Annotated in this window: 25 protein-coding genes and 3 tRNA genes; 14 read left to right on the top strand and 14 right to left on the bottom strand. The window is 67.1% G+C overall.

All coding sequences use genetic code 11. The features are described 5' to 3' along the window. Positions 1-9: 9 nt before the first annotated feature. Genes ACODSC_RS04800 through ACODSC_RS04780 form a run of 5 tightly spaced genes read right to left on the bottom strand, consistent with a single transcriptional unit; the run spans position 10 to position 4087 of the window. Positions 10-801, bottom strand: a complete 792-nt coding sequence (locus ACODSC_RS04800) for an MBL fold metallo-hydrolase (protein WP_488812300.1) — start codon at positions 799-801, stop codon at positions 10-12. Further along, positions 798-1580, bottom strand: a complete 783-nt coding sequence (locus ACODSC_RS04795; protein WP_488812298.1) for a TatD family hydrolase — start codon at positions 1578-1580, stop codon at positions 798-800. Before ACODSC_RS04795 ends, ACODSC_RS04800 begins: the two co-directional genes overlap by 4 nt. Beyond that, positions 1580-2572: a DNA polymerase III subunit delta' gene (locus ACODSC_RS04790; RefSeq protein ID WP_488812296.1), complete on the bottom strand. Its 993-nt coding sequence runs from the start codon at positions 2570-2572 to the stop codon at positions 1580-1582. Before ACODSC_RS04790 ends, ACODSC_RS04795 begins: the two co-directional genes overlap by 1 nt. Beyond that, positions 2569-3201 (bottom strand): dTMP kinase, encoded by a 633-nt coding sequence (gene tmk / locus ACODSC_RS04785; RefSeq protein WP_488812294.1) that lies wholly within the window; start codon positions 3199-3201, stop codon positions 2569-2571. Before tmk ends, ACODSC_RS04790 begins: the two co-directional genes overlap by 4 nt. Before the next feature lie 49 nt (positions 3202-3250). Next, positions 3251-4087 carry a septal ring lytic transglycosylase RlpA family protein gene (locus tag ACODSC_RS04780; protein ID WP_488812292.1) on the bottom strand — a complete coding sequence of 279 codons (837 nt, stop codon included), beginning with the start codon at positions 4085-4087 and terminating at the stop codon, positions 3251-3253. A 106-nt stretch (positions 4088-4193) separates the two neighbouring features. Here ACODSC_RS04780 and ACODSC_RS04775 point away from each other — a divergent pair. After that, positions 4194-4283: transfer RNA gene (locus ACODSC_RS04775), tRNA-Ser, on the top strand. A 160-nt stretch (positions 4284-4443) separates the two neighbouring features. On the opposite strand, the gene ACODSC_RS04770 is transcribed toward ACODSC_RS04775, so the two are convergent. Continuing rightward, positions 4444-4517: transfer RNA gene (locus tag ACODSC_RS04770), tRNA-Gln, on the bottom strand. A 200-nt stretch (positions 4518-4717) separates the two neighbouring features. Here ACODSC_RS04770 and ACODSC_RS04765 point away from each other — a divergent pair. Next, positions 4718-4794: transfer RNA gene (locus tag ACODSC_RS04765), tRNA-Pro, on the top strand. A 65-nt stretch (positions 4795-4859) separates the two neighbouring features. Here ACODSC_RS04765 and ilvC read toward each other — a convergent pair. Beyond that, positions 4860-5894, bottom strand: coding sequence for a ketol-acid reductoisomerase (ilvC, locus tag ACODSC_RS04760; RefSeq protein WP_488812290.1), 1035 nt, complete (start codon positions 5892-5894; stop codon positions 4860-4862). Between ilvC and ACODSC_RS04755 the strand changes: the two genes are divergently transcribed. From ACODSC_RS04755 to ACODSC_RS04740, 4 genes are all read left to right on the top strand, one after another. Continuing rightward, positions 5893-6435 (top strand): DUF924 family protein, encoded by a 543-nt coding sequence (locus ACODSC_RS04755; protein ID WP_488812288.1) that lies wholly within the window; start codon positions 5893-5895, stop codon positions 6433-6435. The two genes, ilvC and ACODSC_RS04755, sit on opposite strands and share 2 nt — an antisense overlap. A gap of 842 nt (positions 6436-7277) precedes the next feature. After that, positions 7278-8048 carry a peroxide stress protein YaaA gene (gene yaaA / locus ACODSC_RS04750; protein WP_488812286.1) on the top strand — a complete coding sequence of 257 codons (771 nt, stop codon included), beginning with the start codon at positions 7278-7280 and terminating at the stop codon, positions 8046-8048. 53 nt (positions 8049-8101) lie between these two features. After that, entirely contained in the window at positions 8102-8950 is an 849-nt protein-coding gene (locus tag ACODSC_RS04745) for a 3-hydroxybutyrate dehydrogenase (protein ID WP_488812284.1), read from the top strand. 21 nt (positions 8951-8971) lie between these two features. Beyond that, positions 8972-10039, top strand: a complete 1068-nt coding sequence (locus ACODSC_RS04740; protein WP_488812282.1) for a patatin-like phospholipase family protein — start codon at positions 8972-8974, stop codon at positions 10037-10039. Here ACODSC_RS04740 and ACODSC_RS04735 read toward each other — a convergent pair. Together ACODSC_RS04735 and ACODSC_RS04730 are read right to left on the bottom strand one after the other, a co-directional pair. Then, entirely contained in the window at positions 10036-10953 is a 918-nt protein-coding gene (locus ACODSC_RS04735) for an L-threonylcarbamoyladenylate synthase (RefSeq protein WP_488812280.1), read from the bottom strand. The two genes, ACODSC_RS04740 and ACODSC_RS04735, sit on opposite strands and share 4 nt — an antisense overlap. Beyond that, on the bottom strand, positions 10950-11501 hold the full coding sequence (locus tag ACODSC_RS04730) for a cytochrome b (protein WP_488812278.1): 552 nt from the start codon (positions 11499-11501) through the stop codon (positions 10950-10952). The genes ACODSC_RS04735 and ACODSC_RS04730 overlap by 4 nt, the downstream gene beginning before the upstream one ends. A gap of 119 nt (positions 11502-11620) precedes the next feature. Between ACODSC_RS04730 and ACODSC_RS04725 the strand changes: the two genes are divergently transcribed. From ACODSC_RS04725 to ACODSC_RS04705, 5 genes are all read left to right on the top strand, one after another. Then, positions 11621-13405: an acyl-CoA dehydrogenase gene (locus ACODSC_RS04725; protein ID WP_488812276.1), complete on the top strand. Its 1785-nt coding sequence runs from the start codon at positions 11621-11623 to the stop codon at positions 13403-13405. An 81-nt stretch (positions 13406-13486) separates the two neighbouring features. Then, positions 13487-15706: a S9 family peptidase gene (locus tag ACODSC_RS04720; RefSeq protein ID WP_488812274.1), complete on the top strand. Its 2220-nt coding sequence runs from the start codon at positions 13487-13489 to the stop codon at positions 15704-15706. After that, entirely contained in the window at positions 15703-16269 is a 567-nt protein-coding gene (locus tag ACODSC_RS04715; protein ID WP_488812272.1) for a GNAT family N-acetyltransferase, read from the top strand. Before ACODSC_RS04720 ends, ACODSC_RS04715 begins: the two co-directional genes overlap by 4 nt. A gap of 39 nt (positions 16270-16308) precedes the next feature. Beyond that, the gene (locus tag ACODSC_RS04710; protein ID WP_488812270.1) at positions 16309-16635 is read left to right on the top strand and encodes a hypothetical protein; all 327 of its coding nucleotides are present in this window, start codon (positions 16309-16311) and stop codon (positions 16633-16635) included. A gap of 56 nt (positions 16636-16691) precedes the next feature. After that, positions 16692-18056, top strand: coding sequence for a hypothetical protein (locus tag ACODSC_RS04705; protein WP_488812268.1), 1365 nt, complete (start codon positions 16692-16694; stop codon positions 18054-18056). 4 nt (positions 18057-18060) lie between these two features. Here the strand turns inward: ACODSC_RS04705 and ACODSC_RS04700 are convergent, their stop codons facing one another. The 4 genes from ACODSC_RS04700 to tpiA form a co-directional block, all read right to left on the bottom strand. After that, positions 18061-18219 carry a hypothetical protein gene (locus ACODSC_RS04700; protein ID WP_488812266.1) on the bottom strand — a complete coding sequence of 53 codons (159 nt, stop codon included), beginning with the start codon at positions 18217-18219 and terminating at the stop codon, positions 18061-18063. 96 nt (positions 18220-18315) lie between these two features. Then, positions 18316-19968, bottom strand: a complete 1653-nt coding sequence (pyrG, locus tag ACODSC_RS04695) for a CTP synthase (RefSeq protein ID WP_488812264.1) — start codon at positions 19966-19968, stop codon at positions 18316-18318. 299 nt (positions 19969-20267) lie between these two features. Further along, positions 20268-20696 (bottom strand): preprotein translocase subunit SecG, encoded by a 429-nt coding sequence (gene secG / locus ACODSC_RS04690; RefSeq protein ID WP_488812262.1) that lies wholly within the window; start codon positions 20694-20696, stop codon positions 20268-20270. A 64-nt stretch (positions 20697-20760) separates the two neighbouring features. Then, positions 20761-21513, bottom strand: coding sequence for a triose-phosphate isomerase (tpiA, locus tag ACODSC_RS04685; protein ID WP_488812260.1), 753 nt, complete (start codon positions 21511-21513; stop codon positions 20761-20763). 152 nt (positions 21514-21665) lie between these two features. Here tpiA and ACODSC_RS04680 point away from each other — a divergent pair, with 152 nt between their 5' ends. Next, a complete protein-coding gene (locus ACODSC_RS04680; RefSeq protein WP_488812258.1) occupies positions 21666-23573 on the top strand; it encodes a peptidylprolyl isomerase in 1908 nt (635 codons plus the stop codon). Then, on the top strand, positions 23570-25087 hold the full coding sequence (gene trpE, locus ACODSC_RS04675; protein ID WP_488812256.1) for an anthranilate synthase component I: 1518 nt from the start codon (positions 23570-23572) through the stop codon (positions 25085-25087). The genes ACODSC_RS04680 and trpE overlap by 4 nt, the downstream gene beginning before the upstream one ends. On the opposite strand, the gene ACODSC_RS04670 is transcribed toward trpE, so the two are convergent. Then, entirely contained in the window at positions 25084-25287 is a 204-nt protein-coding gene (locus ACODSC_RS04670) for a peptidoglycan-binding protein (protein WP_488812255.1), read from the bottom strand. The genes trpE and ACODSC_RS04670 overlap by 4 nt on opposite strands. An 88-nt stretch (positions 25288-25375) precedes the next feature. Here ACODSC_RS04670 and ACODSC_RS04665 point away from each other — a divergent pair, with 88 nt between their 5' ends. Next, positions 25376-25966, top strand: coding sequence for an anthranilate synthase component II (locus ACODSC_RS04665; protein ID WP_008259403.1), 591 nt, complete (start codon positions 25376-25378; stop codon positions 25964-25966).

Below are 25966 nucleotides of genomic sequence, written 5' to 3'. Positions count from 1 at the left end.
ATGCCAGCCTCAGCCGATCATCCTCCAGCCATCGAACCCGACCTCGACGTTGGCGGGAACAATCGCCGACAGTTCGTTGTAATCCATGTCGATATGCAGGTTCGTCAACACCGCACGTTCCACATCGGCGGCGGCGATCCATTCCAGCGCCCGGTCCAGATGCGCATGGGTCGGGTGCGGCGCGTAACGCAGGGCGTCCACGATCCAGATCTTGCATCCGGCCACAGCCGCCAGCGCCGCCTCGTCCAGATCGGATACGTCGCTGGAATAGGCCATGTCGCCCAGCCGATACCCTACCGACCGGATCGGCCCGTGCGCCTGGTCGAAGGTCGTGACCGGGATCGCCCCACCCGCCCCCTCGACTGACCAAGAGGTCCCGTGCGGCGGAATGATCCGCCCGTCCAGCAGCGGCGGATAGCCGAACTTGCTCTCGAAGATATAGTCGAACCGATGCGTCAGCGAGCCATGCGTCGCCGCATCCATCCACGCCGGGATCCGCTTCCTCGACCGCGCGGCGAAGGTGCGCAGATCGTCTATCCCGTGGGTCTGGTCGGCGTGGTCGTGGGTATAGAGGACAGCATCCACATGCTTGGTCTCGCTGGCCAGCATCTGTTCGCGCAGGTCCGGCGAGGTGTCGATCAGGATGTTGGTCACCCCCCCCGCCCCGGTCTTTCTCGCCAGCATCGAGCAGCGCGTCCGCCGGTTCTTCGACTCGGCCGGGTCGCAGACGCCCCAGTCGCCGTCGCCGCGCGGCACCCCGCCGGAGGATCCGCTGCCCAGGATGACGACTTCGAAGCTCATGCCGGTCTCGGTATCCGGTCAAAGAGGCCGAAGAAGGCCTCGGTGGTTCTCTGGTCCGCATCCTCGGCGCTCCAGCCCCGGATCTCGGCCAGCTTGTCCAGCACATGGCTGATATAGGCCGGCTCGTTGCGCCGCCCCCGATGCGGGATGGGCGCCAGATAGGGGCAGTCGGTCTCGACGATTATACGGTCGCCGGGCATGTCCCGGATCACCGCCCGCACATCCTCGGCCGCCTTGAAGGTGGCGATCCCTGAAGCCGAGAACCAGGCCCCCAGTTCCGCTGCGATTCCCGCCAGTTCAGCCCCACTGGTGTAGCAGTGCATCAGCATCTTGAACGGCCCGGCGGCGTGCTCCTCCTTCAGGATGGCCCCCATGACCTCATCCGCCTCGCGGGTATGGATCACCAGCGGCAGGCCCGTCTCCCGCGCCGCCGCCACATGCTGGCGGAACACCGCCGCCTGGATCTCGCGCGGACTGAAGTCATAGTGGAAGTCCAGACCGCACTCGCCGATCCCGACCACCTTGGGCCGTTGGGCCAGCTCGATCAGGGTCGCCGCCGTCAGGTCCGCCGCATCCTTGGCCTCGTGCGGATGGACGCCCACCGTGCACCAGATGTCCGGGTTTGCCATGGCGATCCCATGGGTCGCCTCGAAGGTGGTCAGCTTGTCCGAGATCTCGACCATCAGACCGACCCCCGCCTCGCGCGCCCGGGCGATCACCTCGTCCCGGTCCTCGTCGAACTGGGGCGCGTGCAGGTTTACATGGCTGTCGATCAGCATCAGCCCATCCGCTCCTGCTGGGCCTGGACCCGCTTCAAGTCCGCCAGCGCCCCGGCCAGCACATCGGCCTTGTCCAGGTTCAGTCCCGCCGCCCGTTCCGGCAACGGCTGCAGCCGCTCCCACAGTTCGGCCCAGCGATTGCCGGCGCCCGGCGCGCTCTGCAACGCCCGCATCCGAACCGCCGCGATCAGCCGGTCCATCAGGGTCTCGAACCGCTCCTGCCCTTCCGCGCCCCGGAACTTGTCGGCGATGGCCAGAGCTTCGGCCCGGTCCACATCCCCCTCGACCCAGCGACGCGCCAACTGATCCATCTCGAAGGTCGCGCCCGAGGCCAGGGCCAGGGCTGCGCCCGGCGACCCGCCCGCCATGGCCGCCGCGTGTTCGGCCTCCTCCGGCTCCGCCCCCGTGCGATTGCGCACCAGGGTCTCCAGCCGCTCCGGCGTCCAGATAGGGAAGCTCAGTCGCCGACAGCGCGACCGGATCGTGGCCAGCAGCCGCCCCGGCGCGTGGGTCACCAGGAACAGCACGCCCCGCTCGGGCGGCTCCTCCAGCACCTTCAGCAGGGCGTTGGCCGCGTTGATGTTCAGGTCGTCGGCCGCATCAATGATCGCCACCCGGTGCTGGGCCTGCGACGGGCTCTTGGAAAAGAACTCCGGCAGGTCGCGCGACTGATCAACCGAGATCGACTTCTTGGTCTTCCCGCCCTCGACCAGCCGTTCCAGCACCAGCAGGTCCGGGTGCGACTGGGCCGAGATCAGCCGGCTGACCGGATCCTCGCGTCGCGCGCCCAGCGGCCCTCGCGCCGGATCGGCCGCCGCGCCCAGGAGCCGCCGCGCCGCGCGATAGGCGAAGGTCGCCTTGCCCGTCCCCTCGACCCCGCACAACAGCCAGGCATGGTGCAGCCGCCCCCGCTCCCAGGCGTCCAGAAAGGCCGCTTCAGCCGCAGCATCAGGGACCAGATCGAACCGGTCGCGGGGATGCTCCTCGCTCACAGCAGCCGGTCCTGAACCGCCCGCCACACCCGCGCCTCGACCTCGTCCAGCGATCCCACAGCATCGATCAGCACGCAGCGCTGCGGATTGGCCTCGACGATGCGCAGGAAGCCCTCGCGCAGTCGCTGATGGAATTCCACGCCCTTGGATTCGAACCGCGTCTCGAACAGGCCGCGCCCAAACGCCCGCTCCAGCCCCACCTCGACCGGCAGGTCGAACACCAGGGTCAGGTCCGGCTGGTCGTCCCCGACCACGCCCGCGTCAATCTGTTCGATGAAGCTCTGGGCCACGCCGCCGCCAGCACCCTGATAGGCTCGACTACTATCGGCGAACCGGTCGCACACCACCCAGTCGCCGGCCGCCAGCGCCGGCCGGATCGTCTGCTCCAAATGATCCGAGCGCGAGGCGTACATCAGCAGGGTTTCGGTCATCGCTGACCACGGCTCGGCGTCATTGGCCACGACCAGGTTGCGGATCACCTCCGCCCCCTTGGATCCGCCCGGCTCGCGGGTGCGCACCACATTGCGCTCGCCCAGCACGCCTTGCAGCCGCGCGACCAGCCGTCCGACCTGGGTCGACTTGCCGGCGCCCTCGCCGCCTTCGAAGCTTATGAATTGTCCACGGGTCACGCGCCTTCATGGCGCGCGGGCGCCGTCCGGCGCAAGCCCGCGCGCGCGATCAGTTGCCGGATATCAACAGGGCGCCCGTGTAACCCCGCGCCACGACCGATTGTCGGGCGGCTTCTGCCGCATTGGCGCTGTCCCACGGCCCAACCACGACGTTGAACCGTCCGCCGTTGAGGTCCGCCCTTACCCAGCCGCTCAGGCTGTCGGCGATTCGCCGGGCCTCGCCCTGATCCGAGAAGGTCCCCGCCTGCACCCAATAGATCGAGACCTCGGTTATCACAGGCGCAGCCGGCGCGACCGCCATCTGCACAGGCGCACTCACCGGCGCCGAAACGCGCAGCGCGGGCGCCGACGCCCTCAACAGCGTGCCCCCGCCCTGCTGCGGCGCCCGGCCCAGATAACGCACCCGCACCCGCCCCACGCCCTGCGACAGCATCCCCAGTTCCGTCGCCGCCTCGCGCGACAAATCGATGATCCGGCTGTCCACGAACGGCCCCCGGTCGTTGATCCGCACCACCAGCCGCCGCCCGTTGTCCAGGTTCGTCACCTCGACCAGACCGGGCAAAGGCAGTGTCTTGTGCGCCGCCGTCAGGGCATGCATGTCGAACCGCTCGCCGGTCGAGGTCGGCCGCCCGTTGAAGGCGTCGCCGTACCAGGACGCCATCCCGACCTCTTCGTAGTCCGGCTGCTCCTTGGGCGTGTACCAGCGTCCGCGCACCTGATACGGCCGCATCGTCCCCGACACGATCGGCGCCGGATCCTTGACCACGGGCAGGCGCGCCTCGCCGCGCGTAGCGCCCACACTGGCGCCGCCCGCCGTCGAACAGGCGGCCAGCAGCGAGAACAGCCCCAAGATCAGGGCGCCGCGCACCCACTGTCCACACGTCATCGGTCCGCCTCGTCAAAGAATACGAAAACAGGATGATCGAAGACATTTCCGCTTTGGTTAATGACCCGTTCGCCTGCTATGGCGTCCGCCTCCGCTCCGGCGGCGAGGAAGTGTGGCCGAGTGGTTTAAGGCACTGGTCTTGAAAACCAGCGACGGTGAGAGCCGTCCGTGGGTTCGAATCCCACCGCTTCCGCCAGCCGCCGATTCCCATTCGATTTGAAGCCGACCACACAAAAGCGACGCCCATCGCTATGACAGGGCGCGCAACGATTGGATGGACGAGAGGAAACCGTGACCGCGAACAGCATCGTCCTTCAGGAGGACATTTGTGGGTCCACGCGCATTTGAGAGGCGGATGGCTGGGGAACTAGGACTCGAACCTAGAATGACGGTACCAAAAACCGTAGTGTTACCATTACACCATTCCCCAGCAGGACCGGCGTTCCGAAGCACTCTGTGCGGCGGAGGCGGTCAGATACGCCAAGCCGTTTTGGGATGCAACACCCTCCATCAGGACTATTTTCGCACGCCGGAAAGATGGGGTGAAATGGGCGCTTGCGGCCTCCCGAACCCATGGCTATAAGCCGCGTCCTCACTTCGGGGCGACGCCGCCAGGCCCGTCCCCACGGTCGGAGTGTGGCTCAGCCTGGTAGAGCACTGCGTTCGGGACGCAGGGGTCGGAGGTTCGAATCCTCTCACTCCGACCATCTTCTCTTCTATCGATATCGACGGCGCGACGGCGGGTTTCTACCCGCCGCGACCGCTGAATGCGTCAGTCGTCGTTCGCCGCCGTCTCCTTCGCCTGGCGCGCCACGGCATTCAGATGCGCCCCGACGGATTCGATCCTGCGCCGCCCCAGCGCCTTGCGCCGCGCCAGCAGATCGGGCGAACCGGCGTCGTAATCCGCCATCAGACGTCGCACGAAGTCGCCCCCCTGAACCTCGCCCAGCACCCGATCCATGGCGGCGCGAGAGGCGTCGCCGATGATGCGCGGCCCGGTCAGATAGGCCCCGTATTCCGCCGTGTTGGAGATCTTGGCGAAGGCCCCGGCGATGCCGCGTTCATACATCAGGTCGGTGACCAGCTTGCTCTCGTAGAAACATTCGAACCACGCCACCTCGGGCGGATAACCGGCGTCGACCAGCTTCATGAAGGCCGCATCGATCAGTTCGGCGATCCCGCCGCACAGCACCACCTGTTCGCCGAACAGGTCGCTCTCGCACTCGTCCCTCATCGAGGTCTCGAGAATGCCCTTGCGCCCGCATCCCAGCGCCGCCGCATAGGACAGACCCAGGGCATGGGCCTCGCTCGTCGCGTCCTGATGCACGCCGAACAGGCAGAACACCCCCTCGCCCGCCTCGTACAGGTCGCGGATGCGCGGCCCGATGCCCTTGGGCGAGGCCAGGATCACATCCAGGTCCGCGCGCGGTTCCACCAGGCCGAACCGCACCGACAGGCCGTGGGCGAAGACCAGGGCGGCGCCCGGCCGGACGTTGGGTTCCAGCTCATCGCGCCACAGGTCGCGGTGCGCCTCGTCCGACACCATCACCGCCACGACATCGGCGCCCGCCGCCGCCTCTGCGGCCGTCATGACGCGGAACCCGTCGGCGACGGCCTGCTCGCGTGTCTTCGAGCCCGCCTTCAGCCCCACCACCATGTCGGTCACGCCCGAATCGCGCAGGTTCAGCGCATGGGTGCGCCCCTGACTGCCGTAACCGATCACGGCGACGCGCTTGCCGCGAATGATCGACAGGTCGCAGTCGCGGTCATGGAAGACGGGCAATGGATTGGATATGGTCTGGGTCATGGCCGTTCTCATAACCCCTTCCGCCGTCGTCGCCTTCTGGAAAGACGCCGGTCCCGAAAAGTGGTTCGCCAAGGACGAGGCGTTCGACACCCTGTTCCGCGACAGCGGCCGCGCCGTCCACTGGGCCGCCGCGCGGCGCGAACTGGACGACTGGATGGCGACCGCCGAGGGCGCCCTGGCCCTGATCCTGTTGCTGGACCAGTATCCCCGAAACAGTTTTCGCGGCACGGCGCACCAATTCGCCACCGACCCCCTGGCCCTGATGTTCGCCGAGCAGGCTGTGGCCCGTGACCTCCATCTGCAGGTCGCGCCCGAGCTGAAGAACTTCCTCCTGCTGCCCTTCGAACATTCCGAACGGATCGAGGATCAGGACCGCTACATGGCCCTGGTCGCCGGCGACGCCGATCTGGAAAAATGGGGCCGCATCCACCGCGACATCATCGTCCGCTTCGGCCGCTTCCCCCACCGCAACGCCGCCCTTGGCCGCCAAACCACGCCGCAGGAACAGGCCTTCCTCGACGAAGGCGGCTTCGGCGGCTGAGACACGGCCGTCTCCTCCCCACACCGTGGGGAGGGGGACCACGCGCAGCGTGGTGGAGGGGCTCTCGCCGTCCCACAGACGCCTCTCCCCTTTTCACCCCGTCATCCTCGGCCTTGTGCCGAGGATCCACCCGTCCGCCGCACGATCAGCAGCAAGGCGCATCCACTGTGGTGCATCGTCTTTGACGTTCGCATCCGCCTAACCGTGGGTCCTCGGCACAAGGCCGAGGATGACGGGAGTGGGGCATGTAGGGCGGAGGCAGGGCTCAGCCGGCCCCAACCCGCACAATGACGCTGGTCCCTTCCCAACGAATCCAGCCGGTTGGCGAATTATGTCCCCCATTTCCCATCCCCCCTCCCAAACGCGCGTATTCTAGGCCTGTCTCGTCGCATGGAGGGCTCGTAAGGCCTGCGACCTTGCGGCGGCGGGAGCGGAGAGAACGGGGGCGGGTCTGAGACGGCCCGTGCGAGTTCGGCGTCTTATCGGTCGGGTCCGCCCGGTGTCTGAAGCGTCGTAACGAGGGTCGGGGTGGGAACCACGGCCGGACCAGGGATCGGGGCGCGCAGCCCCGACCTGCCCGTCGTCGGCATTGGGGGGGAGGCGTAAGAACCGCCGCTTAAAAGCCCCCTGCCTGCGGCCAACCCTTCGCGCGGAGCGTCATATCCTTCGTCGAAACGGTAACACCACAACAGAACTCCGGGCGAAGGCCCGGCGCTCCGCCCAGTCCTCCACCCACTTCGCAGCGAAAGCGCGAGGCTGATCACCCCTGTCCGCATGGCCGCACCCGGTTCAAATCGTCGCCGAAGCGGCCTATGTGGACCCCGCCACCACGGAGCCGCCTCTTGCTGATCGTCCTTTCTCCCGCCAAGCGGCTCGACTTCACCGAGGCCGACCCGGCCGTTCCCGCCACGGAGCGCCGCTTCCGGGAGGACACCACCAGTCTGGCGACGACGGCCCGGCGCCAGACCAAGGCCGACCTGCGCCGCCTGATGGGCATATCGGACGATCTGGCTACCCTGAACGTCGCGCGGTTCAAGGCTTTCGATCCCGAATCGACCGACGGCGTCCAGGCCGCCTTCGCCTTCGCCGGCGATGTCTATGAAGGCCTGAAGGCGCGCGAGTTGGACGCCAAGGCTCTGACCTTCGCTCAGGATCATCTGCGCATCCTGTCCGGCTTCTACGGTCTGCTGCGCCCGCTCGACCGGATCCAGCCCTATCGGCTCGAAATGGGGACGCGGCTGAAGACCCGGCGCGGGTCCAGCCTCTATGATTTCTGGGGCGACCGGATCTCCAAACAGCTGAACGCCGACGCCGAAGGCCAGGCCGATCCCACCCTGGTCAACCTGGCCAGCCAGGAATATTTCGGCGCCGTGGACGCCAAGGCGCTGAAACTGCCGGTCGTGACGCCACAGTTCCGCGAGCAGAAGAACGGCGAGAGCCGCATCGTCTCCTTCTTCGCCAAGAAGGCCCGCGGCGCCATGGCCCGCTTCGCCATCGACGAACGCGTGGAACGGGTCGAGGACCTGAAGGCTTTCGACCGCGACGGTTACAAGTTCGACAAGGCCGCATCGACCGAAAGCGAATGGATATTCATCAGGTCGGGAAATTCTTGATCCCCGACCCGTCCTGCCGCTAATCTCTCGCCGACCAACTGAAGGGCGGACCTATGTCGCAACGGCCTAATGTATCCACGGGCGCCGACGGCGAGACGCCTGCGCTGCGCAGCATCGGCGATCTGAAGGGTCAGGTCGCGGTCGTGACCGGCTCGACCTCCGGCATCGGCCTGGCCCTTGCGCGGGCCGTGGCGGAGGGGGGCGGCGATGTCGTCCTGAACGGCTTGGGCGATCCAGCCGAGATCGAGCGCACGCGCGCCAAGCTGGAAGCCTCGTCCGGGGTTCGGGTTCGCTACCATCCCGCCGACATGACGCGCGGCGAAGAGATCGCAGACATGGTCGCCTTCGCCCAGAGCGAGCTCGGCCGTCTGGATATTCTGGTCAACAACGCCGGCATCCAGCACGTCGAATCGGTCGAGAAATTCCCCACCGACCAGTGGGAGAAGATCATCGCCATCAACCTGTCCTCGGCCTTCTTCGCCACTCGCGCCGCCATCCCGATCATGAAGGCGCAGGGGCGTGGACGGATCGTCAACATGGCCTCAGCCCACGGCCTGGTCGCCAGCCCGTTCAAGTCCGCCTATGTCGCGGCCAAGCATGGCATCATCGGCTTCACCAAGACCGTCGCCCTTGAGCTGGCCCAGGACAACATCACCTGCAACGCCATCTGCCCCGGCTTCGTCGAGACGCCGATCGTCGAAAAGCAGATCGCCGATCAGGCCCGCACGCGCGGCATCTCCAAGGAACAGGTGCTGCATGACGTCATCCTGGCGGCCCAGCCGACCAAGCGGTTCGTGACCACCGACCAGCTGACCGGCATCTTCCTTTATCTGGTCAGCGACCTGGGCGCCTCGGCCAACGGGGCCAGTTTCTCGATCGACGGCGGCTGGACCGCTCAATAGCGCGATGACCTAGGGGGCGGCATGGCGATCTTCAAACGCAAGGCCGTCGAGCCGACGGACAAGGCCCCAAAGCCCCAGGGGCGCCGCCCCATCTGTCTGGCCCTTCAGGGCGGCGGGGCGCACGGCGCCTTTCAATGGGGCGTACTCGATCGCCTGCTGGAGGATGACCGTCTGGACATCCGCGCCGTCTCCGGCGTCTCGGCGGGCGCGATGAACGGGACCGCCCTGGTGTCGGGCCTCGCCGCTGGCGACGCCCGCGCCGCGCTGGACAAGCTGTGGCGTGAGGTGAACCAGTCGGGCGGCCGCAACGTCTTCGGCGATAGCGCCATCTGGAACGCCGCCCAGCCGCCGGACTGGATCAAGGACAACCCCTTCTGGCGCGCCGGCGAGCAGTTGGCCATGTCCATGAGCCCGTATGAATTCAATCCGCTGAACCACAATCCTCTGAAACGGGTGCTGAAGGCGGCGGTGGATTTCGGCGCGGTTCAGGCCTCGGACATCAAGCTCTTCGTCGCCGCCACCGCCGTGCGCCAGGCCAAGGCGCGCATCTTCGAGTCCGGCGAGATCACCGCCGATGTCCTGATGGCCTCCGCCTGCCTGCCGCACCTGTTTCAGGCCGTGGAGATCGACGGCGAGCCCTATTGGGACGGGGGCTATCTGACCAATCCGCCCCTGTGGCCCCTGACCGGCGACGACACGCCCGACGACGTCCTGCTGGTGACGCTGAACCCCATGACGCGCGACGAGCCGCCCCGGACCGCCGCCGACATCATGGACCGGCTGAACGAGATCGTCTTCAACGCCCCCCTGGTCGCCGAGCTTCGCGCCATCACCCTGGCCGGCGAGATGATCGGCCAGGGCCAGATCGACGCGGGCGCCGAGGGGCCGTATCGCCACGTGCGGATGCACGCCATCGAGGCGGATCGCTGGCTGTCGGACCTGTCGCTGCGGTCCAAGTTCAACACCGAATGGACCTTCCTGAACGAGCTGAAGACACGCGGTCGGGCGGCGGCGGACGAATGGCTGGACAACTGCCTGGGCGCGGTCGGCCGCCATGCCAGCGTCGATATGCAGGCCCGTTTCGGCTAGCCGACGAATCCCGCCGCGCGGCGAAGACGATCGTTGATCGCCTCTCCCAGCCCCGTCATCGGAATGGGCGACACGGCGATGCCGTCGGGGCTCAGCCGGTCCGCTTCGCGCAACAGCCGGAACAGATTGGCGGCCGCCTCACGCATGTCGCCGGTGGGGCTGAGGCTCCACCGCCCCTCCCCGACATCAGGCCCGAAGCCCAGCAGGATCTCGCCGTCCATCGCCTCGACCGCTTCGATCCGAACCGGGGCGTCGGGAGCGTAATGCAGCGTCAGCCGCCCCGGCGAGCGTCGTCCCTCCCCGCCTTCCGCCAGCGGCCCCACGACGGCCTCGATCTCAGCCCGGGTGACGGCGCCCGGCCGCAGCAGGGCGACCCGACCGTCCAGCACCGACACGACCGTGCTTTCCAGCCCCACCTCACAAGGGCCGCCATCGACAGCGGCGGCCACTGCGAATCCCGTCTCGTCCACGGCGTCCGCGAACGTCGTCGGACTGGGCCGCCCGGAGCGATTGGCCGACGGCGCCACGACCGGACCGCCGAAGGATTCCAGCACCTGCCGCGCCAGCGGATGCGCCGGGGCCCGGAGAGCGACGCTGTCCAGACCGGCGCGCGCCAGGTCGCACACCCGCGCCGCGTCCCTGATCGGCGTGACCAGGGTCAACGGTCCCGGCCAGAACGCCTCGGCCAGAGCGCAGGCTGGCGTGTCGAAGATCCCTATGGACTGCGCCGCATCCGCATCCGCGACATGCGAAATCAGCGGATTGAACCGTGGCCGGCCCTTGGCGGCGAAGATGGCGGCGACCGCCTGCGCATCGCCTGCATCGGCGCCCAGCCCATAGACGGTCTCGGTCGGCAGCAGGATCAGCTCGCCCCGCCGCAGGGCGTCGGCCGCCTGAAGCGGCGTGGCGCTCATGGCCGGCGCGGGATCACCGGGATCATCCGGTGCAGCACATTGTCCCGGTCGATGAACTGATGCTTCAGCGCGGCCAGCACGTGCAGGGCGATCAGGACATACAACCCCTTCACCACCAGCCCGTGGATGGCCATGAACCCACGCGCCGCGTCCCGCCCGCCGCCGACCGGCAGCAGGGGCCAGGAAAAGAGACCGAACCACTGGATGTCGCGCCCGCCCGCCGACGACGCCAGCCAGCCGGTCAGCGGCATCACGATCAGCACCGCATAAAACAGGACATGCGTCGTCCGCGCCGCGAGTCGCTGCCAGCGAGGGATGTCGCGTGAAAGCGGAATGGCAGGATTGGCCAAACGCCACCCGATCCGCGCCAGGGTGAGCACCAGGATCGTCAGCCCTACCGACTTGTGCAGCATCACGAACTGCCCGGAGATCGGACCTTCGGTATTCTCGTGCGCCGTGATCAACAGGATCTGCGCCAGGACCGCCAGCGCGATCCCCCAGTGCAGCACCAGGGAAACGATCGAATATCGGTTGCGGGGCTCGCCCATGTCTTCCCTTCCGTGACGGCACTACGTCACCTTGCACTTAGATGGGGCGCGTCGCCAAGACGCTTGCAGCGACCGGCCCCGGCGCGGCACTTAGGCTGCAAAGACGATTGAGGAAACCCATGACCTACCGCGCCCCCGTTCGAGATCTGGCCTTCACCCTGGAGGCGGTGGCCGGCATGGCCGATGTGGCGGCGACCGGCGCCTTTCCCGACTATGACGCCGATGTCGCCTCGGCCGTGCTGGAAGCGGCAGGCCAGTTCTCCGAAGAGGTGCTGGCGCCGTTGAACCGGATCGGCGACCAGAAGGGTTCGACCTACGCCAATGGCTCGGTCACCGCCGCGCCCGGTTTCGCCGACGCCTACCGCCAGTTTGCGGCGGGCGGCTGGACCGGCCTGTCCGCCTCGACCGAGGCCGGCGGTCAGGCCCTGCCCAAGGCGCTGGAACTGGCGGCCTATGAGACCGTCCATGCCGCCAATATGGCGTTCGGCCTGTGCCCCATGCTGTCGCTGGCCGCGATCGAGGCGCTGGAGCAGGTCGGAACGGAAGAACAGAAGGCGAAATATCTGACCAAGCTGGTCAGCGGCGAATGGACCGGGGCCATGGTGCTGACCGAGCCGGGTGCAGGCTCGGACCTGGGTGCCCTGACCGCCACCGCCACGCCGAACGGCGACGGAACCTACGCCCTGAACGGCCAGAAGATCTTCATCACCTGGGGCGATCACGACGCCACCGACAATATCGTCCATCTGGTGCTGGCCCGTCTGCCGGACGCGCCGAAGGGTCCCAAGGGCATCAGCCTGTTCCTGACGCCCAAGTTCGCGGTCAAGGACGACGGGACCCTGGGCGACCGCAACGCCTTCCGCCCGGTCGGGGTCGAGCACAAGCTGGGCATCCACGCCTCGCCCACCTGCGTCATGAGCTATGAGGGCGCGACCGCCGAACTGGTTGGTCAACCGAACCAGGGCCTGGCCCATATGTTCGTGATGATGAACGCAGCCCGCCTGGCCGTCGGCGTCGAGGGCGTCGGCATCGCCGAACGCGCCTATCAGCACGCCCTCGCCTATGCGCTGGACCGCCGCCAGGGCCGTTCGGTCTGGACCGGCGAGGCCAACGCCCCGATCTTCGACCATCCGGACGTGCGTCGGATGCTGAGCGTGATGAAGGCCAAGATTTCGGCCGCGCGCGCCATCTGCCTGTCCACCGGCGTCGCCGCCGATCTGGCGAAACATGCCGCGACCGAAGAGGAGCGTCGTCGCTGGAAGGGCCGCGAGGACCTGTTCACCCCCATCGCCAAGGCCTGGTCCACAGATGTCGGCTGCGAGGTCGCTTCGATGGGCGTCCAGGTCCACGGCGGCATGGGCTTCATTGAGGAGACGGGCGCGGCCCAATACTATCGCGACGCCCGCATCGCCCCGATCTACGAGGGCACCAACGGCATCCAGGCGATGGACCTGGTCGGGCGCAAGCTGTCGATGGATGGCGGCGAATCGGCAAAGGCCCTGATCACGGACATGAAGGCGACGCTGATCGATCTCGGCGGCCTCTACAGCGGCAAGCCGATCGAACGGTTCGCGACGGCCATCGAGGCGGTTCAGGACGCCACCCTTTGGCTGCTGGATCAGAAGGCCGATCCGAATGCAGCGGCAGACGTGCTGGCGGCGGCCGACGCCTATCTGAAGCTGCTGGGCGACGTCGTCGGCGGCTGGATGCTGGCCAAGGGCGCGCTGGCGGCCAAGGCGAAGCTGGATGCGCAGGACGGCGATCCGGCCTGGCTGAAAGGCAAGCTCGGTCTCTACGAGGTCTATGCCGCCAATGTGCTGGGCCACGTCTCCAGCCGTCTGGCGGCCATCGGCCAGGGCGGCGAACTGCTGCAACGGATGACGGTGGACGCCCTGGCCGGTTAGGCCTCACGGCTTTTCTTCATTTGACGTTCCAGGGCGGCCGCGCCCAAACTTCGGTCTTCGAATATCAAGGGGGAGCGACCGATGAACCGTCGGCAATTGATCATGTCCACCGCTGCCACGGCGCTCGCCGCCTCGGCCTCCCCTGCGCTCGCCCGCCAGTCCACCGGATCCCCCATGCCCCAGCCGCCCGTCGCCAAGAAAATCCCCGTCGTCATCGAACAGTTGGGCCGCACCCGCACCGACGACTATCAGTGGATGAAGGACGACAACTGGCAGGCCGTGCTGCGCGACCCGACCCTGATCAAGGCCGAGGTCAAGGAGCATCTGACGGCCGAGAACGCCTATCGCGAGGCCATGATGGCCTCCACCCTGCCCCTGCAGCAGACGATGTTTGCGGAGATGCGCGGTCGCATCAAGGAAGACGACAGCTCCGTCCCGGCGCCGGACAGGGGCTGGAACTACTATGTCGAATACCAGACGGGCGATCAGCATCCCCGCTATATGCGGGTCGAGCGCCAGGGCACATGGATGGTGGACGGTCAGCCGGTGACGAAGAACTTCGTCATGGCCCCCACGCCCCAACTGCTGCTGGACGCCAACGAACTGGCCAAGGGCAAGGCCTATTCCGAAGTCTCGGCTGCGAGCCACAGCCCGGATCACACCCTGTTCGCCTATGCCGAGGATGCGCAGGGCTCCGAGGTCCACAAGATCTACGTCAAGGATTTGGCGACCGGCGAGGTCCTGGCCGACGTGATCGACAGCGCCACCGGCGACTTCGTCTTCTCGCCCGACAGCCAGTGGATCTTCTGGACCAATCGCGACGACAACGGCCGCCCCGACAAGATCTTCCGTCGTGCGGCGCGCGGCGGCGAAACTGCGCTGGTCTATGAAGAGGCCGACGACGGCATGTTCATCGGTGTCGGGCGCACGGCCGACGACCAGTTCATCGTCATCGGCATCCAGAACCAGGAAACGTCCGAGGCCCGCTACATCCCCGCCGCCACGCCGACGGCCGAACCCGTGGTGCTGGAGCCGCGCGTGGTGGCCATTCGCTATGACGCCGATCACTGGGGCGACCGCTGGGTGATCCGCACCAACGCCGACGACGCCATCGATTTCAAGATCGTCCAGGCCCCGACGGCGACGCCGTCGAAGGCCAACTGGACCGACCTCGTCCCACACAAGCCCGGTCGCTTCATCGAAGGCCTGGACCTGACGAACGACCATCTGGCGCGCCAGGAACGCGCCGAAGCCAACACCCGCATCATCATCCGCGACCGCGCCGGCGCCGAGCACGAGATCGCCGTCGACGAACCCGCCTTCGCCCTGTCGCTGGCAGGCGCATCCGAGTTCGAGACCAACACCACGCGCTACGCCTACAACTCGCCGTCCACGCCGACCCAGACCTTCGACTACGACATGGCCACGCGCGAGCGGACCCTGCGCAAGACCCAGCAGATCCCGTCCGGCCATAATATCGATGACTATGTCGTCGAGCGCCTGAATGCCCCGGCCGCGGACGGTCAGTTGGTGCCGGTGACGGTGCTGCGGCGCAAATCGACGCCGGTCGATGGTTCGGCGCCGCTCCTGCTCTACGGCTATGGCTCCTACGGCATCCCCATGCCCGCCAGCTTCTCGACCAACCGGCTGTCGCTGGTGGATCGCGGATGGATCTACGCCATCGCCCATATCCGCGGCGGGTCCGACAAGGGTTGGGGCTGGTTCCTCGACGCGAGGAAGATGACGAAGAAGAACACCTTCACCGACTTCATCGCCGCCGCCGAACATCTGATCGACCGCAAATACGCCGCGGCCGGAGACATCGTGGCTCAGGGCGGATCGGCCGGCGGCCTGCTGATGGGGGCGGTGAACAACATGCGGCCCGACCTGTGGGCCGGCGTGATCGGCCAGGTGCCGTTCGTCGATGTGATCAACACCATGAGCGACACCTCCCTGCCGCTGACGCCGCCGGAATGGCCAGAGTGGGGCAATCCTATCGAAGACCCGGCCGCCTACGATTACATGATGAGCTACAGCCCCTATGATCAGGTCGAGCCCAAGGCCTATCCAGCGGTGCTGGCCACAGGCGGCCTGTCCGATCCGCGCGTCACCTATTGGGAGCCGGAGAAGTGGGTCGCCAAGCTGCGGCCCGCGACGACCTCGGGCAAGCCTGTGTTGCTGAAGGTCAATATGGAAGCGGGGCACGGCGGCGCGGCCGGCCGGTTCGACTATCTGAAGGAAGTCGCCCACGACTACGCCTTCGCGGTCTGGGCCATCGACAAGGGCTGGGAGAAGGCGTGAGCGCACCGACGGTTCGCGACGCCCGTCCCGACGACATCGCCGCGATAACGGCCATCTATGCCGAGAGCGTCGCCAATGGTCGCGGCACCTTCGAGCTGGAGGCGCCCGACGAAGTCGAAATGGCGTCGCGACTGGCCGGGGTGGAAGCTCTGGGCCTGCCGCGACTTGTGGCCGAGATTGAGGGCGCGGTTGCCGGCTACGCCTATGCCGGCCCGTTTCGAACCCGTCAGGCCTATCGCTACATGGTCGAGGACTCGATCTATGTCGCGCCCTGGGCCAGGGGACGCGGCGTCGCCGGCGCGCTGCTGGATGCCCTGATTGCGCGCTGCGAGATGATGGGGCTTCGTCAGATGGTGGCGGTGATCGGCGACTCTGAGAACATAGGATCCATCGCCCTGCATCGCACGCGCGGCTTCACCGACGCGGGCGTGTTCAAGGCGGCGGGATGGAAGCATGACGACTGGCGCGACGTTGTCTTCATGCAGCGGGCGCTGGGCGAAGGCGGCTCGGTCGCACCCGACGCCCCTGGCCTGCCGCTGGTGGACAAGAAGCCGACCCGTTGACGCATTGCCGCGCATCACCCCGACGCCTATCCTGATGCGGTGAAGATCCTTCAATCCCTGTTGCTGCTGATCGGCGCTTTGGCGGTGCTGGCGCTGGGCGCGGTCGGCGCCTCCGCGTCGCCTGCCGCCGCTGCGCCCTGTCATGAAACAGGCCAACCCATGCCGGGCGAGGCCCCCAGTCACGCCCCCAAAGCCATGAAGGCGATGATCTGCTGCGTCGCCTGCGTGGCGACTCCGACACTGGATCCCGCGCCCCTGTCCGGCTTGAAGGTCTCACCCGCGCGTCTCGCCGCCGGATTGATCGACATGCCTGCCGGTCGGCTTCTGTCGCCCGAACCTGGCCCACCCCGCCTCCTGATCGTCTGACACCGCTCGCGCCTTACGAGGGCGCATTCCGTCACGATCATTAAAGGAGGCCTTGAATGGCTATCCGTATTCTCGCCAGCGCCTGCGCCGGCGTATCCCTGCTCGCCCTGGCTCAGGCTGTGGCGGCGCAGGATCACTCCCAACACGCTCAACCAACCACGACCGCACCATCGGCGGACCCGCACGCCGGCCACGACTTGCCCATGCCGATGTCAGCTGCGACGCCCGTTGATCACGCCGGCATGGGTCATGCGATGACCAGTCCCTATGACCCATGGCCCATGAGCCGCGACGCCTCGGGCACCGGCTGGCAACCCGACGCCGGCGAACATGGCGGCATTCACACCGTCCGGGGCGACTGGATGGTGATGACCCATGCAATGCTCAACCTGGTCTATGACGCCCAGTCCGGCCCGCGCGGGGGCGACAAGACCTTCGTCGCCGGGATGTTGATGACCTCGGCGCGGCGCAACTTCAACGACGGTTCGACGCTGAACCTGCGCGCCATGCTCAGCCCCGATCCCCTGATGGGCAAGTCCGGCTATCCGCTGCTTCTGGCGGCAGGCGAGACGGCGGACGGGGTCAGTCCGCTGGTCGATCGCCAGCATCCGCACGACCTCTTCATGGAGCTGTCGGCCAGCTATTCGAAGCGTCTGTCCGACAAGGACAGCGTCTATGGCTACATCGGTCTGCCGGGCGAGCCCGCCTTCGGGCCGCCCGCCTTCATGCACCGCATGAGCGCGATGGCCAGTCCCGAGGCGCCCATCACCCACCACTGGTTGGACTCGACCCATATCGTCTTCGGCGTGACGACTCTGGGCTGGGCGCATGATCGGTTCAAGATCGAAACCTCGGCCTTCAAGGGCCGCGAACCGGACGAGAAACGTTGGGGCATCGATTCGCCACGGCTGGACAGCTGGTCCGTGCGGGCCGCCTGGAACCCGACCGACGAATGGTCGCTTCAGGCCTCCTACGCCGATGTCTCCGCACCGGAACAGTTGGAGCCTGACGAGGACGAGACCAAATGGTCGGCCAGCGCCATCCACACCCGGCGGTTGGGCGAGACCGGCTGGTGGTCCTCGACCCTGGCCTGGGGCCGCAAGACCAACGATCACGACGAGTCGAAAGACGGCTGGCTGCTGGAGTCCGCCGTCCACCCCAACGACCGCTGGACGGTCTTCGCCCGCGCCGAACGGATCGAGACGGACGAGCTGGTTCCCGGCGTCGGCGGCGGCCACGGCCCGCTCTACACGGTCGGCAAGGCGTCGGTCGGCGTGGTGCGGGACTGGCAGATCGCCGAACATGTCCGGTTCGGCCTGGGCGGTCTCTACGCGATGAACCGCGTGCCGACAGCGCTGGAGCCGCTTTACGGCGGCGATCCTGATGGCGCGATGATCTTCATGCGGCTGAAGATCGACTGACGGCTCAGGCCCGTCCGGCTTCGGCCGGGCGGGCCGACGGCTCACCCATGTGCCGCGCGGCCTCATAGCCGAGCAGGGCCACGCCGACGATAAGCACCAGCCCGCCGGCGATCAGCACCAGGCGGAAATGCCTGTGCAGGTGATAGAGCAACTCGCCGATCATCGACGGCCCACCGCATCTCGGATCGTGCCAATTCGATCCGTTCCGCGCAGTCTACTGCAAAACGCGGACCCGATGGAGTCCCTGAACAGTGTTCCGTCAGACGAGGCGGCTTTGCACCACGGCCGCGCCGATGAAGCTGGCGAACAGAGGGTGAGGCGCGAACGGCCGGCTCTTCAGCTCTGGGTGATACTGGACGCCGATGAACCAGGGATGGTCCGGTCGTTCGACCGTCTCGGGCAGGACGCCGTCGGGCGACAGACCGGCGAAGACCAGACCGGCCTTCTGCTCGATCGCCTCACGATAGTTGATGTTGACCTCGTACCGGTGGCGGTGACGCTCGCTTATAGCGGTGGAGCCATAGATCTCGGCGATCTTGGATCCGGCCGTCAGGGTTGAGTCATAGGCCCCCAGCCGCATCGTGCCCCCCAGATCGCCGCCCTGCTGGCGCAGGACGCGCTGGTTGCCCTGCGTCCATTCGGTCATCAGGCCGACGACAGGCTCGCTGGTCGGGCCGAACTCGGTGGACGAAGCCTTGGCGTAGCCGGCCAGATTTCGCGCCGCCTCAATCACCGCCATCTGCATGCCGAAGCAGATGCCGAAATAGGGGATGTTGCGCTCACGGGCGAAACGCGCCGCCTCGATCTTGCCTTCCGAGCCGCGCTCGCCGAATCCGCCCGGCACCAGGACGGCGTGGGCGCCCTGCAGCCGCTGTTCGCAGGCCTCCGGGTCGCCCTCAAACGTGTCGGCCTCGACCCAGTCGATGTTGACCTTGACGTTGTTGGCCACCCCGCCGTGATGCAGGGCCTCGATCAGGGACTTATAGGCGTCCTTCAGGACCGTATATTTGCCGACCACGGCGATGGTGACCTCGCCATCGGGGTGCAGGCGGCGGCGCGCGATCTCCTGCCACATCGTCAGGTCAGGCTCGGGTGCGTCGGCGATGCCGAAATGGGCCAGGACTTCGCGGTCCAGGCCTTCGCGGTGATAGTCCAGCGGCACGGCGTAGATGTCGGCGGAATCCATCGCCTGGATGACCCCGCTTTCGCGCACGTTGCAGAACAGGCCGATCTTGCGCTTCTCCTCGGGCGGGATCGGGAACTCGCAGCGGCACAGCAGGATGTCCGGCTGGATGCCGATGGAGCGCAGTTCCTTGACCGAGTGCTGGGTCGGCTTGGTCTTCATCTCGCCGGCGGTCTTGATGAAGGGCAGCAGCGTCAGGTGCACGAAGCAGGACTGGCCGCGCGGCAGGTCCTGGCCCAGCTGGCGGATGGCCTCGAAGAAGGGCAGCCCCTCGATGTCGCCGACCGTGCCGCCGATCTCGACCAGGACGAAATCGACCTCCTCGCCATCATCGGTCAGGGCCTTGGTCAGGCAGAAGGATTTGATCTGGTCGGTGACGTGGGGAATGACCTGAACGGTCGCGCCCAGATAGTCGCCGCGCCGCTCCTTCTCCAGGATGGTCGAATAGATCCGGCCGGTGGTGATGTTGTCGGACTTGGCCGCCGACACCCCGGTGAACCGCTCGTAGTGGCCCAGGTCCAGGTCGGTCTCGGCGCCGTCGTCGGTCACGAAGACCTCGCCGTGCTGATACGGGCTCATCGTGCCCGGATCGACGTTCAGATACGGGTCGAGCTTGCGCAGGCGGACCTTGTAGCCGCGCGCCTGCAGAAGAGCGCCGAGAGCGGCGGAGGCGAGGCCTTTTCCTAGCGAGGAAACCACGCCGCCGGTGATGAACACATAGCGAGCCATACAGTTAGCCCTCCATCGGAGCGCTAAACGGGGCGTTACGCCCGATTTGGGCGCTAAAAACGTTCAATTCTGTCCAACGCTGTCCCACGCTGTTCTACCCTTCAAATGCCGTGCTGGCGGGCGAAGTGCTTGTTGAAAGGCGACTATTCAAAGCGCCAATAACAAAACGAGCCATGGGCGGACACCTTACTCCATGATTCGCGGCCGGCGCATGACCCGGAACGAATCGAACTGTTGATCAAAAGAAGAAAGCGCGCCCTGCGGCGCGCTTTCGGGAAGTCGGGTCTTTGGCCTGACCCTTACTGGGCGGGCTGCTGGGCCGGCGGCGCCGTCGTCGCCGACGGCAGGCTGGCTTCCAGATCGTCCAGCGACGGAGCCGTCGGCTGCGCCGGAGCGGCGGGCTGTTGCTGAGCGGGCGCCTGCTGCTGCATCTGAGGCGTGGTGGCCAGCGAGCCGACGGCGTCGGCGTCGATCACCGAGACCGAAGCGCGATCCATGTTGCCGACGACGGTCAGGACGATGGTCAGGCCGAACAGCAGGAAGGCCAGGATCCAGGTCACCTTCGTCAGAAGGTTGCCTGCACCGCGCGCCGTCATGAAGCCCGACGGTCCGCCGCCCATCCCCAGGGCGCCGCCCTCGGAACGTTGAAGCAGCACCACGCCCGTCAGGGACACGGCGATGATGATGATGGCGACGAGCAGGATGGTCTGGAGCATGGCGTCATTCATGTGGGCGCGGATCTGCGCCGATCAAGCGGCGGCCTCTATCATCGAAGCCGGCCTGGAGCAAACGTCAGGCGGCCGCTTTGACGATGGGCATGAAATCTTCGGCGTTCAGCGACGCCCCGCCGACCAGGGCGCCGCCGACTTCCGGCGTGGCCAGAATGTCCCGGGCGTTTTCGGGCTTCACCGAGCCGCCGTACAGGATTGGCGCGGTTCGCGCGCTCTCGCCCAGCAGTTTGATCATGGCCGCACGGATGGCGGCATGGACTTCGGTGATCTGTTCCAACGTCGGCGTCAGGCCGGTTCCGATGGCCCACACCGGCTCATAGGCCACGGCGAAGTGGCGTTCTGACAGACCCATGGGCAAGGAAGCCTCGACCTGTGCGGAAACCACGGCGATGGCCTCGCCCGCCTCGCGTTGCTCCAGCGTTTCGCCGACGCAGACGATGGGCTCCAGCCCCGCAGCGATGGCGGCCTCGACCTTGGCGGAGACATCCGCATCGGTCTCGCCGAAGGCGGCGCGGCGTTCCGAATGCCCAAGGATCACGACGGCCGCACCCGCATCGGCCAGCATTTCCGCCGATACCGAGCCGGTGAAGGCGCCGACCGGCTTCTCATGGCAGTCCTGACCGCCCACGGCGACGCCGCTGCCGGCCAGCGCCGCACGCATCCGGTCGATCAGGGTGGCAGGCGGGCACAGGACGACCCTGGGCCCCTGCCCCGCTGCGCTAACGGCGTCCCTTATCAATTCAGCCTGCGCCAGGGCGGCCGACAAGCCGTTCATCTTCCAATTGCCGACGATCAACTTCACGGATTGTTTCATGGTCGCCTCTCTAGAAGGCGAAAACCGCGAAGCCAAGGGGCCCCGCCGCAATCCGAACATGATGCCGTCCTTGCAGCAGCGTGCCCGGCCCGACTATACGCGACCACTGACGCCAACATCGGCCCCAATCTCGGCCAGTCTCGGGTTTTCGAATGCTCACCGCCTTCCGCGCCTTCTCTCGATCCAAATGGGCGGCCGCCCTCCTTGTCCTGATCGCGATCAGTTTCGTGATCGTCGGCGCGCGGATGGACGTGTTCTCGAACCTGGGTCCCAAGCACGTCATCGATGCGGGCGACCGTTCGATGAGCGAGGTGGAGTTCCGCACGGCCTTCGATCAGGTGCGTGAACGCCTGCAGCAGCAGGTCGGCCGTCCTTTGACCAACGAAGAATTGGTCGCAGAGAACATCCACACCCGATTCCTGACCGAGCAGACCCAGCAGCTGGGCTTCCTGAACTGGGCCTGGAAGGCGGGCATCCGTCCCGGCAAGGAACTGATCGTCAAGCAGATCCGCCAGATCCCGGCCTTCTTCAACTCGGTCACCGGCCAGTTCGACCAACAGGCCTATGAGGCCGCCCTGGCCCAGCAGAACCTGACCCCGGCCATGCTGGAACAGGATCTGCGCGACCAATACGTCACCGAACATTTCGGCGCCGCCGTCTTCGCCGGCGCCCGCGTGCCACGCATCTATGGCGCGCTGCTGGCCGGCTCGGCCTTCGAAAGCCGCGACGGTCGCTGGTTCGAGGTCACGTCTGCAATGGCGGGTCAGGTCCCTGCCCCGACCGACGGCCAGCTGAACGCCTTCATCCAGGAAAACGCCGAGCGCCTGCGTGCGCCGGAGTTCCGCATGGTGTCCGTCGTCCTGTTCACGCCTGAAGCCTCGGCCGCGACGCCGATCACGGACGACCGCATCCGCGAGCGTTTCGAGTTCAAGAAGGACACTCTGGGCAAGCCCGAGACCCGCACCTTCGTCACCTTGACGGCGCCCAACCGCGAAACGGCCCAGAAGATCGCCGCCGCCCTCCGCGCCGGCCAGTCGCCGGCCGACGTCGGTCGCGCCAACAACGTCACGCCCGCTACCTTCGACGCCACGCCCCGGTCGGCCATCGGCGACGCCGCGACGGCCGGCGCCGTCTTCGGCCTGCAAGCCAACCAGGTTTCCGACCCGGTTCAGGCCGGCGTAGGCTTCGCCGTAGCCAAGGTCACCGCCATCCAGCCTGCAGCGCCTGCGACGCTGGAGAGCGCACGTGAAGAACTGGTCCAGGAACTGCGCGCCGAAGACGTGAAGACCCAGACCTACGCCAAGGTCGAGAAATACGAAGCCGCTCGCACGGCCGGCAAGAACCTGGCCGACGCCGCCCGCGATGCCGGCGGACGCGTGGTCGATCTGCCGCCCTTCACCCGCGACGGCAAGCTGCCGAACGGAGAGGCGCTGAACGCCCCGCCGCAAATCTTCGAGACGGCCTGGGGGCTGACCAAGGGCGGCGAAAGCGACGTGATCGACGCCGGCCAGGGCCAGTATTTCGCCGTGCGCGTCAACGACATCCGTCCGTCGGCCCTGCCGACCCTGGCCGAGGTGCGCGAGCCCCTGACGGCCCAATGGATACAGCGCGAGACGATGCGTCGTCTTTCGACCAAGGCGGAAGAACTGACCACCCGCGTCCGCAACGGCGAGGACATCGCCGCCGTCGCCCGCTCGGTCAATGCGCCCTTGACGGTCCGCACCGGCGTCGTCCGCAACCAGGCGACGCAGGACTCGCTGGGTCAGGGCGTGCTGCAAGGTCTGTTCGGCCAGTCCAAGGGTCAGGCCTTCTCGCAACCCGCGTCGCAGACCGCCTACGTCGTCGGTCGCGTGGACAACGTCCTTGCCGCCAATCCCGCCGTCGCAGGGCCGCTGGCAGAACAGGTTCGTCCGCGCCTGACGCAGGAACTGGTCCAGGCCATGGTCGAGACGTCCTTCGCCGCCGGCGCCCAGCGCTCCAAGGCCAAGAACGACCCGGTTCAGGCCCGTTCGGCCCTGGGCCTGTCGGCCGACGCGACGCCCGCAGCCCCGGCGCAATGACCGAGGCTGCGTCTGGGCAAGCCGACTTCGCCGCCTTCGACGCCGGCCTATCGGCCGGTCGGCCGCAGGTGTTGGTGCGCCGGATCATCGACGACCTGGAAACGCCAGTCTCGGCCTATCTGAAACTGGGTCGCCACCGTCCCTACGCCTGTCTGCTGGAATCGGTGGAAGGCGGTGCGGTCAAGGGACGGTATTCGATCCTGACCCTGGACCCGGACGTCGTCTGGCGCTGTCGTTCGAATGCGGCGGAACTGTCGCGCGGGCCGGCCATCGCCGAGGGCCGGTTCACGGCTGAAGCCTTGCCCACGCTGCAATCGCTGCGCGCCCTGATCGCCGCGTCGAAGTTCGACCTGCCCGATGGCCTGCCGCCCATGGCCGCCGGCCTGTTCGGTGTCTTCGGCTACGATATGGTTCGCCTGCTGGAGCCGCTGGGGGCGCCTAACCCCGATCCGTTGGATCTGCCGGACGCCGTTCTGACCCGTCCGTCGCTGGTCGCCATCTTCGATTCCGTGCGCCACGAAATCGTTCTGGTCTCCGCCGCCTATCCCGATGCCGGTATCGCCCCCCGCGAAGCCTTCGACGCCGCCGTGGCGCGACTGGACGCCTTCGAGACCGCGCTGCGCGAGCCCCTGCCCGTCCGCGCCGCGCCGCAGGAAACGCCGGCGCCGATCTTCACTTCACCCGTGGACGAGGCGGCGTTCGGCGAAATGGTCGCGAAGGCCAAGGACTACATTGGCGCGGGCGACATATTCCAGGTCGTGCTCAGCCATCGGTTCTCCGCCCCCTGGACCGAAGATCCATTCGCCTTCTATCGCTCCCTGCGTCGTCAGAACCCGTCGCCCTATCTGTTCTATCTGAACTTCGAAGGCTTCCAGCTGGCCGGCTCCAGCCCCGAGATTCTAGTCCGGCTGAAGGACGGCGAGGTCACCATCCGCCCGCTTGCCGGCACCCGCATTCGAGGCGCGACGCCCGAGGCGGACAAGGCGCTGGAAGTCGAACTGCTGGCCGATCCCAAGGAACGCGCCGAGCATCTGATGCTGCTGGACCTGGGCCGCAACGATGTCGGCCGGGTCGCCGCGCCGGGCACGGTCGAGGTGACCGAAAGCTTCGTCGTCGAACGCTACAGCCAGGTCATGCACATCGTCTCCAACGTGCGCGGCAAGGCCGATCCGAAGCTGGACGCCGTCGACACCCTGCTGGCGGCCCTGCCCGCCGGCACCCTGTCGGGCGCGCCCAAGGTGCGGGCGATGGAGGTCATCGACGAGCTGGAGAGCGAGAAGCGCGGCGTCGGCTATGGCGGCGGCGTCGGCTATATCTCGGCTGGCGGCGAGGCGGACATCTGCATCACCCTGCGCACCGCCCTGTTCGCCGACGACCGGATTTTCGTCCAGGCCGGCGCAGGCGTGGTCGCAGACAGCGATCCAGCGGCCGAATATGCCGAGACCCAGCACAAGGCGCGCGCGCCGATGCGGGCCGCCGACGACGCCTGGCGCTTTCGCACCGGCAATCGTTAGCGCGTGACGGTCATCGTCGGATCTTGGAAATGCACGCCGGGGCCGACGACGACCACGCCCGCCATCAGCACGGCCGCCGTCGCGGCGAATGCAGCGGCGCTGAGGGCGGCGACCGGGTTTGGCTTCGTCTCGACCACGACCAGCTTCGCCTTGGCGGCGGCGATCTTGGCGGCGATATCTTTTTCAGCGGCGAGTTTCACGGCCGCATTTATCGCCACGCCGGGTTAAAATGCGCTTTACCGCCGCGCCCGCTTGGCGCGGACGCCTGTCGAGCCTAGAAGCCAAGCCATGATCCTCGTCGTCGATAACTACGACAGCTTCACCTACAACCTCGTCCACTACCTCGCGGAGTTGGGCGCGCCGACCCATGTGGTGCGCAACGACGACCTGACGGCGGACGAGGCCTGGGCGCTGAACCCCGCCGCCGTCCTGCTGTCGCCTGGGCCCTGTGCGCCGGATCAGGCGGGCATCTGCCTGCCGCTGATCGAAAGCGCCCCGGCCTCCATGCCGATCCTCGGCGTCTGTCTCGGCCACCAGGCCATCGGCCAGGCCTTCGGCGGCGACGTGATCCGCGCCAAGACCCTGATGCACGGCAAGACCTCGCCGATCCTGCACGACGGCAAGAGCGTCTTCGCCGGCCTGCCCTCGCCCTTCACCGCCACCCGCTATCATTCGCTGGCGGTGAAGCGCGAAACCCTGCCCGACTGCCTGGAAGTGACCGCCTGGACCGCCGACGGCGAGATCATGGGGCTCCAGCACCGCAGCCGCCCGATCCATGGCGTGCAGTTCCACCCGGAATCCATCGCTACGGAACACGGCCACGACATGCTGGCCAATTTCCTCGAGATCGCCGGCGTGAAGCGCCTCGCGGCCGCCTGA

Source organism: Brevundimonas sp. FG128 (assembly GCF_057809775.1).
Note: the sequence above shows the minus strand (reverse complement) of the source record. Positions and strands in the feature narration are given on the sequence as shown.